This is a genomic window from Flavivirga aquatica, from assembly GCF_001747085.1.
GTDB classification, from domain to species: Bacteria; Bacteroidota; Bacteroidia; order Flavobacteriales; family Flavobacteriaceae; genus Algibacter_C; species Algibacter_C aquatica.
Map to the genome: position 1 here is coordinate 72,448 of NZ_MDJD01000047.1, position 16,445 is coordinate 88,892.

The following is a 16,445-nucleotide window of genomic DNA, read 5'->3' on the forward strand; positions in this document are numbered from 1 at the left end:
TGTTTAAAATTAACGAAAAAGGTTTTTAAGACTATGTTAATCTTTAAAGATTTTATTAGGGAATGTAACAACACTTTCAAACCCATTCTTTCCTATAGATGCTATTCCGAAAAAATAATTATCAATAACAATACCTTTTAAGGTAAATTCTGAAACATTTCCAACATAGCGACTGTAATCCCAGGTAGGAGATGTGGTATCTCGCCAATAAATTTTATAACCTATAGCTCCTTTAACTTTGTTCCATTTAAATTTAACAGAGGGTTGTACAATACCTCCAATAGCTACATGCATTGGAGCAGGAGGAGCAGATGCAATACTTGCCAAGTTTATAGCGTTTATGGCTGTAAGTTTTTTTGCATATTCAAAATTAACATGCTCAATAACATCTCCATATTTAATACCATTTTCTTCGCGAATGTCTTGATGTTGTTGCGTGTAATTTTCATGAGCTTCCATAATTCTAATACCAGAATACCCCAAATCATTAAATGGACGATGATGTCCACCTCTTCCAAAACGATCTAACCGATAAACCATCATTGGATTCATCTCGGGCATATAAGTTTTAGTGGTCTTATATATATAACGTGCTAATTGACGTGAAATACCATCAACCTCACCGCCATAAAAACGACGTAAAGTTCTTTCGCGTTCAGTTTCGGTAGGGGCAACCGGTTCAGAAAATATTCTAAAGGTTCTATTGTCTATTACACCATCAATACCTTTAATGTTTCCAATCATGTCGTTATTTAAAACGCCTATTATATCCCAATTTTTTTCTTTAGCATACTTTGCTAATCCAGCACCTCCAAAAAGACCTTGTTCTTCACCAGAAAGACCAACATAAATAATACTGCTTTCAAATTTATATTGACTTAGTACTCTTGCTGCTTCAATAGTGCCTGCCATTCCAGAAGCATTGTCATTAGCACCTGGAGCATCTGTATTATAATCCATGGTGTCACTAGCACGAGAATCGATATCCCCACTCATAATTATATAACGATTTGGATATTTTGTTCCTTTTTGAATAGCAACAACGTTAACAACCCAAGCGTCATGTGGTACACGTTTATTACCTTTTTTGGAAACAAAGTCTTTTTGGTAAAACACATTCAAGCAATTATGACATGTTTTTGAAATAGTTTCGAATTCAGATTTTATCCAACGCCTTGCAGCACCAATACCTCTAGTGTTTGAAAGTGTATCACTAAATGTATTTCTTGTACCAAAATTAACAAGTGTTAGTATATCTTTTTGGATTCTTTTTTCGGAAATACTATCAATAATAGCATATAGTTGTTGATTTGTTTGAGCAACTATTACATATGAAAATAGAAGTGAAATTGTAAATATAAGAGACTTCATATTATTTAGTATAATTGAATTTAACAGTTTTTATAGAGCCATCTTTTTGATGTATATCTACATATACATTCATTTCATTAGAATTTATTTTTTCAAAAGTCATGCCTTCAAAAATGACTTTAGTTGGCGTGATTTTTTTTAAAGGAAAGTCTATGGTTTCATCTTTTGCTTCCCAACCTTTTAAATCATTATTAAAGTGTTTTAATTGAAGTATGAGTGTGTTATTTATTTCTCTAATAATTTCTATTTCATAAAATACAACACGCCCTTTATCAATAAGTTTAAAGGTTGCCATCATGGAGTCTCCAGAGGGTTCACTCCAATTTTCTTCTGTAATACCTCCAAAAGCTTCTCCTTTCCAATTACCAGAAATCCATGATATATTTTCTAATTTGGATCCAAGAGTTTGAGTTTTTTGAGCTATTAGAGTTGTAGATATTAAGAATAAGTATATAATAACTAGCTTTTTCATGTTTTTTTATTTTTATCTAATTTAATGAAAATAGAAAACGCCTCAAAAATATCTCTTGAAGCGTTTTTAGAATTGAGCTAGTCACACTATAATACTATTTATAGCTATAAGGTATACTTGTTTTCTGTGATTACTTTTTTAGCAATAATATCTCTTAATTCTATAATGTTGGGCATGTTTACATATTTAATGTAACGCTTAAGTCCCATAAGCATCATACGTTGTTCATCTCCCGAAGAGAAAGAAATAATAGAATGTTTCCCAGCAGTTTCAATAACATCAATAGCATGGAATAAATTTAATTTAGCCATAGCTATTTGTTCCTTTACATTATCTTCTCCATTTTTTTTAACCATTTTTTCTGCACGTAAAATAGCAGATTCAGCAATGTATATTTGAATTAGTATGTCTGATGAGGCTAACATTAATTGTTGGTGTTGTTCAATTTTTTCACCATATTTTTGTAAAGCAGCACCAGCTACCATTAAAAATAGTTTTTTAAGGTTTTTTACAATACTTTTTTCTTCAGAAAATAATTCAGAAAAATCAGGAGTGTCAAAAGAAGGAATACCAGTTAACTCATTAGCAACTGCTGTAGCAGGGCCTAATAAATCGACATGACCTTTCATTGCTTTTTTTATAAGCATGCCAATACTTAACATTCTGTTAATCTCGTTGGTACCCTCATAAATTCTAGCAATACGAGCATCTCTCCATGTAGATTCAATTGGAGTTTCTTCAGAGAAGCCCATACCTCCAAAAATTTGAATACCCTCATCTGTACATCTTTGAGTATATTCTGAAACGGCCACTTTTAAAATAGAACATTCTATGGCATATTCTTCAACACCTTTTAATTCAGCTTCCTGATGGGTGTCTTTTCCGTTATTTCGTCTTAATTCTATACGATCTTCAATATTTTTTGCAGCACGATAACTAGCTGCTTCTCCAACCCAACAGTTGGTAGCCATTTCAGCAATTTTTTGTCTAATCGCTCCAAAACTAGAAATAGGTGTTTTAAATTGAATACGCTCATTAGCATATTTTACAGATTCTGTGATAACACGGCGTTGTGCATCTAAACAAGCAGCGGCTAATTTTATTCTCCCTACATTTAAGGCATTCATAGCTATTTTAAAGCCATTCCCTCTTGAGGAAAGCATGTTTTCGACAGGGACTACTGTTTCATTAAAAAATACTTGTCTTGTCGAGGATGCTCGAATTCCAAGCTTATGTTCTTCTTCTCCTAATGTAATACCATTAGGATTTTCAGGATCATATTCAATAATAAATCCTGTAATATTTTTGTCATCTTCAATACGAGCAAAAACGATCATAACGCTACAAAAACCAGCATTTGATATCCACATTTTTTGTCCAGTAATACGATATGTTTTTCCGTCTTCAGATAAAACGGCTTTAGTTTTTCCAGAGTTGGCATCACTACCCGCACTTGGTTCTGTTAAGCAGTAAGCTCCAAACCATTCGCCACTAGCTAATTTTGGAACGTATTTTTGTTTTTGCTCTTCAGTACCATATAGTGTAATTGGCATAGTACCAATACCGGTATGCGCACCAAAAGCAGTACTAAAAGAGCCTGTGGCTCCAGAAATGTAATCACAAACTAACATGGTTGAAATGAATCCCATTCCCATGCCTCCGTATTCTTCAGGTATAGAAACACTTAAAAATCCTAGCTCTCCAGCTTTACGCATACAAGACTCTGTTAGCTTATAATCCTTTTTTTCAAACTGTGCCTTTTTTGCCCAAATTTCTCTGTCTACAAATTCGGTAACAGCCTCTTTCATCATGAGTTGTTCTTCATTGAAATCTTCGGGTGTGAATATATCTTCGCAATTGATTTCTTTGACTAAGAATTGACCACCACGTAAAATGTCTTTTTCCATTAGTTTAGTTTTTTGAGATTATGGACAGTTAGATTGATAGAATCTAGACTGTTTGTAATTATTTTATATTGTTTTGAAGTCTAATTTTTAGGCTTCTAATTATTTAATTTCTAGTTAAGAAATTCAAATATCCCACAAGCACCTTGTCCTGTTCCTACACACATGGTTACAGCTCCATATTTACCTTTCATATCACGCTTACGCATTTCATCAAATAATTGAACAGATAATTTAGCTCCTGTACAACCTAATGGGTGACCAAGTGCTATGGCACCGCCATTAACGTTTACGATATCTGGATTTAGATTTAATTCTCTAATTACAGCAAGTGATTGCGAAGCAAAAGCTTCATTTAACTCAATAAGTTCTAAATCGCTTTGTTGTAAACCGGATTGTTTCAATGCTTTAGGAATGGCTTTAACGGGGCCAATCCCCATAATGCGAGGTTCTACACCTGCTGCTGCATAGTTAACTAAGCGTGCTATAGGTTCAAGGTTTAATTCTTTAACCATGGCCTCACTCATAATCATAACAAAAGCAGCACCGTCACTCATTTGTGATGAGTTTCCTGCAGTTACACTTCCGCCTTGAGCAAATACAGCACGTAATTTAGCTAAGGCTTGAATACTTGTGCCTTTACGAGGACCTTCGTCTTTTGTAACTGTATATTTTTTTGTTGCTTTTTTTCCGTTGGTGTCAATGTAAGTTTGCTCAACATCTATAGGAACGATTTGATCTTGAAAACGATTTTCAGCTTGAGCTTTTAAAGCTTTTATATGTGAGTTGAATGCAAATTCATCTTGATCTTCTCGAGATACTTTAAATTGATTCGCTACAGCTTCGGCAGTATTACCCATTCCCCAGTAATAATCTTCATGTCCTGCTTTAACAATATTATAATTTAGTTCAGGTTTAAAACCAGTCATAGGCACAGCACTCATACTTTCTGCTCCACCAGCAATAATACAGTCTGCCATACCTGCTTGAATTTTTGCTGTTGCTATACCAATAGTTTCAATTCCTGACGAGCAAAAACGATTCACAGTGACTCCAGGAACATCTACAGACTCTAATCCCATTAACGAAATTAGCCTAGCCATATTTAGACCTTGAGAACCTTCAGGCATAGCATTACCAACAATGACATCGTCAATTCTGGTTTTGTCCAGTTGCGGTAGCTCTTTCATCATATGTTGTATGGTTTCAGCAGCTAACTCATCAGTTCTCTTAAATCTGAAAACTCCTTTTGGAGCTTTACCAACTGCTGTTCTGTATGCTTTTACGATATATGCTGTTTTGTTCATAGTTATATTTTTGACTTAGAATGTTTTGACGTAGGACTTAAGACTTGCTCAAGTTTTCCATAATAACGTGTTAACATTCCTTGAATAGTTTGAATTTTTCTTTATAAGTGCTTGAATGTTTCCTCTGTGATATATCGAATTTCAAATAAAATTATCAGTTGGTTTTCCCATTCAGAAGCAGATCCTAACGTTGTTTCTAAATATTGTAAAAAATGTTTATCAGTACCTTTGCTTGTAACTTCAGTAATATTTGACGGAATTGATATAGAACAGCGTTGCATTTGACTAGATAAAGCGTAAACTTCAGATTTAGGAAATTTTTTAGTTGTTGAATAAGCTTCTTTAACGATACTTATGTCATCTTTCCAAATAGTTAATTTTCCATAGTTATGCCTTGCAGTCATATTTATTAATTTTTAAAATACTGTCTTATCGTCTTTCGTCATCTAGTCTTATGTCAAAAGATTTTTTAATTTCTCAACGGTTTTCCCGTTTTCAACATATGCTGTATACGTTCTAATGTTTTTCGTTCTGTGCATAAACTTAAAAAGGCTTCGCGTTCTAGATCTAATAAGTATTGTTCACTTACTAAAGTTGGCTCAGATAGGTCGCCTCCTGCCATAACATAAGCTAGTTTGTTTGCTATTTTATGATCATGTTCACTAATATAATTAGAAGCTTCCATAGCGTCTGTTCCTACTAAAAACATACCTAAAGCTTGTTTCCCTAATACTTTTACATCTTTACGTTTAACAGGTTTTGTATATCCTGCTTCTGCCATTAATTTGGCGTGTGCTTTGGCTGTTGCTATTTGTCTATCTTTATTTGTCACAACGATATCTTTTCCTTTTTGTAGGATTCCCATATCGAAGGCTTCATAAGCAGATGTTGCTACTTTAGCCATACCTATGGTTAAGAAGTATTCTTGTAAAGTGTTTAATTCTACATCTCCTTTTCTAAAAGTATCTGAAGCTCTTAAAGCCATTTCTTTAGATCCAGCTCCACCAGGGATAACACCTACACCAAATTCTACCAAACCAATATAAGTTTCGGCAGCAGCCACAACTTTGTCGGCATGCATCGATAATTCACAAGCGCCACCAAGTGACATCCCATGAGGAGCAGAAATAGTAGGAATAGAGGAGTAGCGCATACGCATCATAGTATCTTGAAAATACTTAATAGCACCATTTAACTCATCATATTCTTGTTCTACAGCCATCATGAATATCATACCAATGTTAGCACCCACAGAGAAATTGGAGCCTTGATTTCCTATTACTAAGCCTTCAAAATCCTTTTCGGCTAAATCGACTGCTTTATTTAAACCTGCTAAAACATCACCCCCTATGGTGTTCATTTTAGATTGGAATTCACAATTTAGAATACCATCACCTAAATCTTCTATAACAACACCTGAGTTTTTAAAGACTTCTTTAGATTTTCTTATGTTATCTAATATGATGAATGCATCTTGACCAGGGATTTTTTCTTGGGATTTCTTTGGAATATCATAAGCATAAGTTGCTCCATTTTTTATGGTATAGAATGATGAACTTCCAGATGCTAACATCTCATTTACCCATGGAGCAGGTTCTAAACCTTCAGCTTTCATGAGTTCAATACCTTTTTCTACGCCAATAGCATCCCAGATTTGAAATGGTCCATGTTCCCAACCAAATCCAGCTTTCATAGCATCATCTATTTTATACAACTCGTCTGTTATTTCAGGTATTCTGTTGGTAACGTAAGCAAATAGCGAAGTAAAGCTTTTTCTGTAAAATTCACCAGCTTTATCTTTTCCTGATATTAATATTTTAAAACGATCTACAACTTTATCAACAGATTTTGTTAATTCTAACGTTGCATATTTTCCTTTTTTTGCAGAACGGTATTCTAAAGTATTAAGGTCTAATGATAAAATTTCTTTTTTACCATCTGTAGAAACTTGTTTCTTATAAAAACCTTGGTCAGTTTTGCTTCCTAACCATTTGTTTTCCATCATGGTATTGATGAAACCTGGTAATTTGAACAATTCTAAATGTTCATCTTTTTTGCAGTTTTCTTCAATGCCGTTAGCAACATGTACCAAAGTGTCTAAACCAACAACATCAACGGTTCTAAAAGTAGCAGACTTTGGTCTGCCAATAACAGGACCTGTTAATTTGTCGACATCCTCAATAGTTAAATTCATATCTTTAACTGTATGGAATAAACTCATTATGCTAAAAATACCAATTCTATTTCCAATAAAAGCAGGTGTATCTTTAGCTACTACAGCAGTTTTTCCTAAAAATTTTTCGCCATAGTTATTTAAAAAATTAATAACAGATGCATCTGTTTTTGGCCCAGGAATAATTTCAAATAATTTTAAGTATCGGGCAGGATTAAAAAAATGTGTTCCACAGAAGTGTTTTTGAAAATCATCACTTCTACCTTCACTCATAAATTTGATAGGAATTCCAGAAGTATTACTTGTTATCAATGTGCCAGGAGTTCTGTGTTCTTCAAGTTTTTCGAAAACACTTTTTTTAATATCTAAGCGTTCAACAACAACTTCCATGATCCAATCTACATGGGCTACTTTAGAAATATCATCGTCAAGGTTTCCTGTAGTAATTCTACTAGCAAATTTTTGATGATAAATAGGGGAGGGCTTAGATTTTAAAGAAGCAGTGAGAGCATCATTTACCAAACGATTTCTTACGACTTTATCTTTTAGTGTTAAGCCTTTTGCTTTTTCTTTATCATTAAGTTCTTTAGGAACTATATCTAATAATAATACATCTACACCAATGTTAGCGAAATGACATGCAATGCCGCTTCCCATAATTCCAGAACCAATAATGGCTACTTTTTTAATTCTTCGTTTGCTCATTCTAAATTGTTAACTATTCGGATTGATTGTATATTTTTTTATTTGAAACTATATCATTAATAACTTCTGCAACTTCATAAAAATGCCTTAATTTTTCTTCTGGAATATTATTAGTTATAGCTTCATTGAATGTTAAGACTTTCTTTTTAGAATAGTCTCTTTTTTCTAGACCAAAATCGGTAAGTGAAATGATAACACCACGACCGTCTTCAGGATTAGGTTTACGTTGAATTAAACCCTTTTTTTCCATTGTTTTTAAGATTCTAGATAAACTAGTTGCTTCCATTCCCATTTTTGGTCCTAAAGCAGTAGAAGGCGTACCTTTTTCAGGATCTATACTTAATAAAGTAAATCCTGTAGCCATCGTGCTATCAAATTTAGCAGCTTCCTCATTATACATTTTTTGAACCGCTAACCATGTAGTCCTTAGTACATAATCAATAGTTTTATCTTTCATTTCTTTAGCTTGACGAGTTCAAAGATAAATAATTTTATTATGCATGCATAATAAATTGTGTTAAAATTTGTACTTACCCTTGTAGATTAAATATACTACAGTATTTTTTTAAGGACGGTAAATTCTTTCAATTAGATTTAGATACTTCTCTTTTATGATATCACGTTTCATTTTTAGAGTGGGGGTAAGGTGACCAGAATCAATAGACCAAATTTCAGGCGTTAGCTCGAATTTTTTAATTTGTTCCCATTTACCAAACTTTTTGTTGCATTTGTCAACTTCCTCTTGGATTCTAGATTGAATTATTTCTGAATTAATAATATCTTCATATGATTTACCTATGGGATGGTTTTTCTTGTCAATCCAATCTGAAATAAAGTGAAAATTTGGTTGAATTAGCGCTGCTGGCATTTTTTCACCTTCACCTATAACCATGATCTGTTCTATAAAACGAGATTGTTTTAAGTCATTTTCTAAAAGTGTAGGAATAATATATTTTCCTCCAGATGTTTTAAACATTTCTTTTTTTCTTCCAGTGATTTTTAAAAAACCATCAACATCTACTTCTCCTTTATCGCCCGTGTGAAAATAATCCCCTGTCATAACACTAGCAGTTTTTTCAGGATCTTTATAATAGCCAAGCATAACATTAGGACCTTTGATAAGTATTTCGCCGTCTTCAGCTATTTTAATTTCTACGTTATCAATAGGTTTACCTACAGTGCCAATTTTTAATTTATTTTCTTTGTACATGCTCACAGATATAACAGGGGATGTTTCAGTTAATCCATAGCCTTCCATAATTTGCATTCCAGAGGCGCAAAAAACTCTAGCTAATCTTGGTTGAAGTGCAGCACTACCAGATACCATTGTTGTTAGTTCACCACCTAAAGCAGCTTTCCATTTACTAAAAATTAATTTGCGAGCTATGCTAAGTTTAAATTCATACCACCACCCATTCTTTTTATAAGGTTCCCATTTTTCGCCTAAGCTTAAAGCCCAAAAGAATAATCCTTTTTTTATGCTGCCTAAATCTTGCGCTTTTGCTATAATCTTGTCATATACTTTTTCAAGTAACCTAGGAACAACGCTCATTAAATGAGGCTTAATTTCTTTAGCGTTTTCTCCAATTTTATCCATGCCTTCGGCAAAATAAATTGAGAAACTCGCATATTGATATAGATATATAAGTACACGTTCAAAAACATGACAAATAGGTAGGAAACTTAATATTCTAACTTCTCCTTCTTTAAAGGGAAGTCTAACAGAACTATCTAAAGCATTACTTGTAATATTCCAATGGGAAAGCATAACACCTTTAGGTTTTCCTGTTGTACCTGAAGTGTAAATAATGGTAGCCAGATCTGTTGGTTTTATACTGTCTTTTCTATCTTCAACATCTTTTTGATTAGACTCGTCTTTACCAAGCTCAAATAATTCTGAGTAGTGTTTACAACCTTCAATATGATCAAAAGAGTATATTTCTTTTAATTTTGTATTAGTTTTAATTTTATTTATTTTTTCTAAAACTTCTTTGTCAGAAACAAAACAATAAATAGATTCACTATGGTTTAATACATATTCGTAATCTTCAGAAGAAATAGTTGGATAAATAGGAATATTTTGTGCGCCTATTTGAAGTACACCAATATCTACGATATTCCATTCTGTTCTATTTGTTGTAGAAATAATAGCTATTTTATCATTTTTATTGATACCTAGTTTTAATAATGCTCTACTTATTGCATTAGCCTTATTTATATATTCTTGAATAGATGTTTTCACCCATTCACCATTATATTTTGTAACTAAGGCAGAGGCATTGGGTTTGTTTTCTAATTGGTAATAAGGGAAATCAAAAAGTCTAGTTATTTCAGTCATTTGCTTTTTTTATAAAAAGTGTATTGCAAAGTATGAAAATAAATACGATTTTCAAATATGTTTATAAAAGAGTAGGTATTTGATAATATAATTATTAAAAAGTAGTTTTTCTAGTATTAAATAGATATTCCCTTTTTTAATGATAAAAACGAGATATGATTTGCATAAAAAAAAGCGCCTTTAAACGAGGCTATTGAAAAAGTCACGAACTTAAATAAAAGCGGTAAGTATTTTAGATACTTGCCGTTTTTTTGTATTTTGTATTCCTGATAGTTCAACAGGAATCTCTTCGGTTAAGCGAGTACAGTTTGACATTCATAAAGAACAAATTGAGTTTGAAACATCAGATTACTTCAAAGAGAAATCAAAACATCGTTATAAAATAGAAGCTAAAAATGGAGAATTAAAAAACGCTCATAGTTATGGAAGAGCTATATCTTATGGTATAGAAAATATGCAAATGCAGAGTGCTTTAACCATATTTACTGTGAATTTGAAAAGAATTTTAAATTTAAACTAGTCCAAAATGAGACAAAACAATACCGTTTTGATTATAATACCATTTAAACTAAAATAAGCCTTTTTAAGAGAGTCCAAACAACTTTGAGAACCTATAAACCAAAAAGAGATTTCACAAAATTAGCTCGTGAAATCTCTTATATGAAACTCTCTTTTTGAAAAGAGACTTACTTTTTTCAGTAGCCTCCTTTAAATAGACGCTTTTTTATACACTATAGGGGTTTAAAAGTTATTTTTTAATAACCTTTAATGTTTTCGAACTAGATTCGTTTTGAACTTTAAGGAAATAAATTCCTGAAGCAAAATTTGAATAGTCTATGGTTTGATTATCCGATAAGTTTTTAATAGTCTTTAATTTTTTTCCTTTTAAATCATATAAATCTACTTGGTAATTTTGATTGATAGTGTTTATATTTAATTTATTTATAAAAGGATTAGGTGTTACAGATAGTATATCACCATTAGAAAAATCTTCTGTGCTTAAAGCTGCTGTAGAAAATGTATCTAGCAAGTGTTCTACATTAGATGTATCTTCAATTAATAATTGATACGTTGTAGTATTAGCGTTTTCGATAATAGTTTTATCTATAACTAGTGCTTTTAAGGGGGTTACATTTTCTAGTTGAATTTCCTCTAATGGATTTGTATTGTTTAGTACTCTAATAAAAGCTCGACCAGCAACGAAAACACCAAACTTTCCGTTTAGTTTTTGTGTATTAGGAGTATAACTTAATTTTTGAGTAATAACACCAGTTCTATTAACATCTAAAACAGGTGTAGAAGCTATTTTGGCAGCGGCTTGAGTTTCAGAGTACTCTAAAAAAGCGCCAGGAGCTATGGTTTCAATAGGTGTTTTTACTTCAGTTTCTAAATATCCTGTTTCTAAAGCACTATTATAAATAGACATGTTGATGCCGTATTCGTAAGTTTTACTTTTATCTAAAGGTTGAAACATTTTGGCAAAAGCAGTGTTGTTTGTCTTGTTTACGAAGCAAATCCATGCTTTAGATGAAATAATTTGAAATTCACTCATGATATAATAATCATAATGTAATTCAAAAATACCAGGAGCTACTTCTCCAGTCCAATTAGTTCCATTGTTATAATATAAATCCAAATGCTGTTGGTTGTTCATATCTAAAGGCATTCTGTTTCTGTTAACAAAATTCCAATGACTTTGAGCAGTTGCACCAATATGGTATTGTTCACCATTCGGTAACTTTAAATTTTCACTAAAAGGAATATAGGCTACAAAGTTTTCTCCATCTTCTAAAAGAGGAGCGCTTCTTGATATATGTTGACTTGTAGTCATAATACCTCGGTTAACACTTTGAGTACCTCTATTGTGAAGTTTATGGTTAATATGTACTAATGACGTTTCATCATCAATATATAAGTCACGTTCGTATTGAAGTTCTTCATCAATGGTTGTTGGATGAAAATAGGTTCTGGTAGAACGGTCGAATGTTGGTACTGGTAATTCTTGAATTCCAGAAATGGCATTAATAACATGTTTGCCATTAGCAAGAGAATGACTAACGGTATAGGGACTATCACCAATAACTACTGGTGGTGGCCAACGGTTTGTTTTGCCGTCTTTATTTACAGCTACAGTATTTCTAGGTATAGCTACTAACCTAAAGCCACCAAAGTTTCTCCAATCTGCAGTGCCATTTACTTCATCGTTATTCGTGAATTTTTGTCCAAATAAATTTGGGTTTACCCAAAGAGAAGTCGCACTTCCTAAATTGTATTCAAGCATTCTTCCAGCAGCATCTGGAACAATAGCTATACTAATATAGGGGTTCTTTGCAACATGGACATTATCCCAATTCCAGTTGTTGTAATTGTTTTCAACAGTAACTGTTGCTTGGGAGAAGCCATCTGTACTAATAGATAGCAATGTTAGGGCCAAAGCCCATAAGTTTTTTTTAATCATTATAGGAGTGTGTTAGTTATTTTCAATCCATTTTTTGGCATTCGTAAAGGCCTCAATCCAAGGAGAGACTTCATCCTGTCTGTTTTCAGGATAATTTGCCCAGTTCCATTGAAACGTAGAACGCTCTATATGTGGCATAGTTACTAAGTGACGTCCTGTTTTATCACATAACATAGCAGTGTTAAAATCTGAACCATTTGGGTTATTAGGATACCCTTCGTAACCATATTTAGCAACAATATTATATTGATCTTCTGTTTTTGGTAAATTAAATTTTCCTTCTCCATGAGAAATCCAAACCCCTAAAGTTGTACCTTCTAGTGTTGATAGCATTACAGAGTTGTTTTTTTGAACAGCTACAGAAGTAAATGAGCTTTCGTGTTTTTTAGAATCATTATGTATCATTTTTCCATGCACATCATGTTCTGGATTAATAAGGTCTAATTCCATAAATAATTGACAACCATTACAGATACCAACCGATAATGTATCTTCTCTAGCAAAAAAGTCTTTAATAACTTTATTAGCCTTTTCATTGTATTTAATAGCGCCTGCCCATCCTTTAGCAGAACCTAACACATCAGAGTTACTAAAACCTCCTACAGCTCCTAAAAACTGAATATCTTCTAATGTTTCACGACCAGAAATTAAATCGGTCATATGTACATCCTTAACATCAAAACCAGCTAAATACATGGCATTCGCCATTTCACGTTCACTATTAGATCCTTTTTCGCGTAAAATAGCAGCTTTAGGTCTTGTTTTATTAGAATCTATTACTGGGAGTTTTCCAGTAAAATTCTTAGGGAATGTATATTGTAGAGGTTGTTTTTTATAATTATTAAAACGGTCTTTAGCTAAATTGTTAGCCGTTTGTTTTTGGTCTAATAAATAGGAAGTTTTATACCAAACATCTCTCATTTCGGCAATATCAAAAGAGAAATTATCTTCGTTGTTTTTAATATTTAAAGTAGCAGTATTATTTACTGTACCTATATTAAAAAATTCAATATTATTTTCGGATAAAACAGTTTCTATAGAAGCATCACCTTGAAAAACAATTCCAGAGTTTTCAGCAAATAATACTTTTAAAGAATCTTCTTCATTTAAAGCAGAGATATCAAAATCTGCACCTAAATTAACATCTGCAAAACACATTTCTAACAAGGTAGTAATTAAACCACCAGAAGCCACATCGTGTCCAGCAGAAATTTTATCTGCTTTAATTAAATTTTGAATAGTATTAAAAGTATCTTTTACAAAAGCTGTATTTTTTACATCTGGTGCTTCGTTACCAATTGTATTTAAAACTTGGTTAAAAGAACTACCACCTAATTTAAAAGTATCTTGAGAAATATTTATATAATAGATGTTTTGCCCATTTTGTTTTAAAACAGGTTCTACAACTTTAGAAATTTCATTACAATTTCCAGCTGCAGAAATAATAACGGTACCCGGAGAAATAACTTCTCCATCTTTATATTTCTGTTTCATAGAAAGGGAATCCTTTCCAGTAGGCACATTTATTCCTAAATCGATAGAAAATTCCGAAATTGCTTTAACAGCTTTATATAAACGCGCATCTTCACCCTCGTTTTTACAAGGCCACATCCAGTTTGCAGAAAGCGACACAGATGCTAAATTATCTTTTAAAGGCGCCCAAATAATGTTAGTTAAAGATTCTGTTATAGAATTTCTACTTCCTGCCTCTGGATGAATTAATCCAGAAATAGGCGAGTGCCCAATAGAGGTTGCAATACCTTCTTTTCCATTATAATCTAGGGCCATAACACCAACATTATTTAAAGGTATTTGTAAAGGACCAACACATTGTTGTTTGGCAACTTTACCTCCAACACATCTATCTACCTTATTAGTTAACCAATCTTTACAAGCAACAGCTTCAAGTTGTAAAACTTGCTCTAAATATATTTGTAAATTTTTGGTTTTGTATCTTGAGTTTTTATAGTTTCTCTTAATTGTATTATCTGTTAAAACTGTTTTAGGAGAACTTCCAAACATATCCTCTAAAGCTAAATCCATAGGTTTATTACCTTTGGTTTTACTTTGGAAAGTAAAACGATTATCTCCAGTAACATCTCCAACAGTATACATTGGTGAACGTTCACGATCTGCAATTTTGTTAAGCGTTTTAATATGTTCTTCGGCAATTACAAGCCCCATACGTTCTTGAGATTCGTTGCCAATAATTTCCTTGTCAGAAAGTGTTGGGTCTCCAACAGGTAAAGCATCTAAATCTATTTTTCCACCAGTATCTTCAACAAGTTCAGAAAGACAGTTTAAATGTCCACCAGCACCATGATCGTGAATAGAAACTATAAAATTTTCATCGCTTTCTACCATACCACGAACTGCATTAGCAGCACGTTTTTGCATTTCAGGGTTAGAGCGTTGCACAGCATTTAATTCTATACCCGAAGCAAATTCACCAGTGTCTGCAGACGATACTGCAGCACCACCCATACCAATACGGTAGTTTTCACCACCAAGAATTACTATTTTATCTCCGTTTTTAGGTGTATCCTTTAAAGCTTGTTCATTTTTACCATAACCAATTCCACCAGCTTGCATAATAACTTTGTCGAAACCAAGTTTTCTTGGTAGCGAAGCACTAGCTGCTGCATTTTCTTCATGTTCGAAAGTTAATACCGAACCACAAATTAGGGGTTGTCCAAATTTATTACCAAAATCAGACGCACCGTTAGATGCCTTTATTAAAATATCCATTGGCGTTTGGTACAACCAATCTCTAGCTTCAAATTTTTGTTCCCAAGGTCTGTTTTCTTCCAAACGAGAATAAGAGGTCATGTAAACTGCCGTTCCAGCCAAAGGAAGTGATCCTTTACCACCAGCAAGTCTATCTCTAATTTCTCCACCAGCACCAGTTGCAGCACCGTTAAAAGGCTCTACTGTTGTTGGAAAGTTATGCGTTTCTGCTTTAAGTGAAATAACAGATTCAAATTCTTGAGTTGTATAATAATCTGGAACATCGGCACGTTTAGGAGCAAATTGTTCCACTTTTGGACCTTTTACAAAAGCCACATTATCTTTATATGCAGAAACAATATCGTTAGGGTTTTCTTCAGACGTTTGTCTAATCATCTTGAAGAGTGACATAGGTTTTTCTTCACCATCAATAATAAATGTACCATTAAAAATTTTATGACGACAGTGCTCACTATTCACTTGCGAAAATCCAAAAACCTCAGAATCGGTTAAAGGTCTTCCTATTTTTTTTGCAACACCATCCAAATAAGCAACCTCTTCATCACTTAACGATAATCCTTCTTGTTGGTTGTAAGCTGCAATATCCTCAATATTTAATATCGCTTCAGGTTCAATATCAATCGTGAAAGACTCTTGATTCAGTCCATTAAATTTCTCAGAAATCATCGGGTCAAAATCACTAAAATCTTCAGCCTTAGCTTCAAACTCTTCAATTCTTACAATACCTTCAATACCCATGTTTTGGGTAATTTCCACAGCATTGGTACTCCAAGGCGTAATCATGGCTGCTCTTGGACCAATAAAAAAAGCATCCAACGATGCTTGCTCTATTTTAGGCAGATCTCCAAAAAGCCAGTTTAATTTTGAGATATTCTCTGTTGATAATTCTTCTACTGTCTGTACAGCAAATACTTTGCTACTTACGTTTCCAAAGAAATGAATCATTATTATGTTGATTTTGTTGCGATT

General features: G+C 33.0%; 10 protein-coding genes and 1 pseudogene. 1 reads left to right on the forward strand and 10 read right to left on the reverse strand.

The features are described from left to right. Positions 1-36: 36 nt before the first annotated feature. The 8 genes from A8C32_RS12180 to A8C32_RS12215 all read right to left on the reverse strand — a co-directional run bounded on the left by A8C32_RS12180 (position 37) and on the right by A8C32_RS12215 (position 10,270). Positions 37-1,371, reverse strand: a complete 1,335-nt coding sequence (locus A8C32_RS12180) for a M28 family peptidase (protein WP_069830704.1) — start codon at positions 1,369-1,371, stop codon at positions 37-39. A 1-nt stretch (position 1,372) separates the two neighbouring features. Beyond that, positions 1,373-1,843: a DUF6265 family protein gene (locus A8C32_RS12185; RefSeq protein ID WP_069830705.1), complete on the reverse strand. Its 471-nt coding sequence runs from the start codon at positions 1,841-1,843 to the stop codon at positions 1,373-1,375. A 104-nt stretch (positions 1,844-1,947) separates the two neighbouring features. Next, positions 1,948-3,750 (reverse strand): acyl-CoA dehydrogenase FadE, encoded by a 1,803-nt coding sequence (locus tag A8C32_RS12190; RefSeq protein ID WP_069830706.1) that lies wholly within the window; start codon positions 3,748-3,750, stop codon positions 1,948-1,950. A 110-nt stretch (positions 3,751-3,860) separates the two neighbouring features. Next, positions 3,861-5,054, reverse strand: a complete 1,194-nt coding sequence (locus A8C32_RS12195; RefSeq protein WP_069830707.1) for an acetyl-CoA C-acyltransferase — start codon at positions 5,052-5,054, stop codon at positions 3,861-3,863. 101 nt (positions 5,055-5,155) lie between these two features. Further along, complete coding sequence (locus A8C32_RS12200; protein ID WP_069830708.1) at positions 5,156-5,458, reverse strand: four helix bundle protein; 303 nt, start codon at positions 5,456-5,458, stop codon at positions 5,156-5,158. Positions 5,459-5,523: 65 nt separating this feature from the next. Beyond that, positions 5,524-7,932 (reverse strand): 3-hydroxyacyl-CoA dehydrogenase/enoyl-CoA hydratase family protein, encoded by a 2,409-nt coding sequence (locus A8C32_RS12205; protein WP_069830709.1) that lies wholly within the window; start codon positions 7,930-7,932, stop codon positions 5,524-5,526. A gap of 13 nt (positions 7,933-7,945) precedes the next feature. Further along, positions 7,946-8,389, reverse strand: a complete 444-nt coding sequence (locus A8C32_RS12210) for a MarR family winged helix-turn-helix transcriptional regulator (RefSeq protein ID WP_069830710.1) — start codon at positions 8,387-8,389, stop codon at positions 7,946-7,948. A gap of 108 nt (positions 8,390-8,497) precedes the next feature. Continuing rightward, positions 8,498-10,270 (reverse strand): AMP-dependent synthetase/ligase, encoded by a 1,773-nt coding sequence (locus A8C32_RS12215; protein ID WP_069830711.1) that lies wholly within the window; start codon positions 10,268-10,270, stop codon positions 8,498-8,500. Positions 10,271-10,571: 301 nt separating this feature from the next. Between A8C32_RS12215 and A8C32_RS19985 the strand changes: the two are divergent. Next, a pseudogene (locus A8C32_RS19985) lies at positions 10,572-10,790 on the forward strand (transposase); the annotation flags it as partial. A gap of 228 nt (positions 10,791-11,018) precedes the next feature. On the opposite strand, the gene A8C32_RS12220 reads toward A8C32_RS19985, so the two are convergent. Together A8C32_RS12220 and purL are read right to left on the reverse strand one after the other, a co-directional pair. Further along, the gene (locus A8C32_RS12220; RefSeq protein ID WP_069830712.1) at positions 11,019-12,728 is read right to left on the reverse strand and encodes a T9SS type A sorting domain-containing protein; all 1,710 of its coding nucleotides are present in this window, start codon (positions 12,726-12,728) and stop codon (positions 11,019-11,021) included. Positions 12,729-12,740: 12 nt separating this feature from the next. Further along, positions 12,741-16,421 carry a phosphoribosylformylglycinamidine synthase gene (gene purL / locus A8C32_RS12225; protein WP_069830713.1) on the reverse strand — a complete coding sequence of 1,227 codons (3,681 nt, stop codon included), beginning with the start codon at positions 16,419-16,421 and terminating at the stop codon, positions 12,741-12,743. Positions 16,422-16,445 lie beyond the last annotated feature (24 nt).

Bases quoted from the DNA above. Each gene is read 5' to 3' on its own strand.
- A8C32_RS12180 (WP_069830704.1), bottom strand. From the start codon at position 1,371: ATGAAGTCTCTTATATTTACAATTTCACTTCTATTTTCATATGTAATA.
- A8C32_RS12185 (WP_069830705.1), bottom strand. From the start codon at position 1,843: ATGAAAAAGCTAGTTATTATATACTTATTCTTAATATCTACAACTCTA.
- A8C32_RS12190 (WP_069830706.1), bottom strand. From the start codon at position 3,750: ATGGAAAAAGACATTTTACGTGGTGGTCAATTCTTAGTCAAAGAAATC.
- A8C32_RS12195 (WP_069830707.1), bottom strand. From the start codon at position 5,054: ATGAACAAAACAGCATATATCGTAAAAGCATACAGAACAGCAGTTGGT.
- A8C32_RS12200 (WP_069830708.1), bottom strand. From the start codon at position 5,458: ATGACTGCAAGGCATAACTATGGAAAATTAACTATTTGGAAAGATGAC.
- A8C32_RS12205 (WP_069830709.1), bottom strand. From the start codon at position 7,932: ATGAGCAAACGAAGAATTAAAAAAGTAGCCATTATTGGTTCTGGAATT.
- A8C32_RS12210 (WP_069830710.1), bottom strand. From the start codon at position 8,389: ATGAAAGATAAAACTATTGATTATGTACTAAGGACTACATGGTTAGCG.
- A8C32_RS12215 (WP_069830711.1), bottom strand. From the start codon at position 10,270: ATGACTGAAATAACTAGACTTTTTGATTTCCCTTATTACCAATTAGAA.
- A8C32_RS12220 (WP_069830712.1), bottom strand. From the start codon at position 12,728: ATGATTAAAAAAAACTTATGGGCTTTGGCCCTAACATTGCTATCTATT.
- purL (WP_069830713.1), bottom strand. From the start codon at position 16,421: ATGATTCATTTCTTTGGAAACGTAAGTAGCAAAGTATTTGCTGTACAG.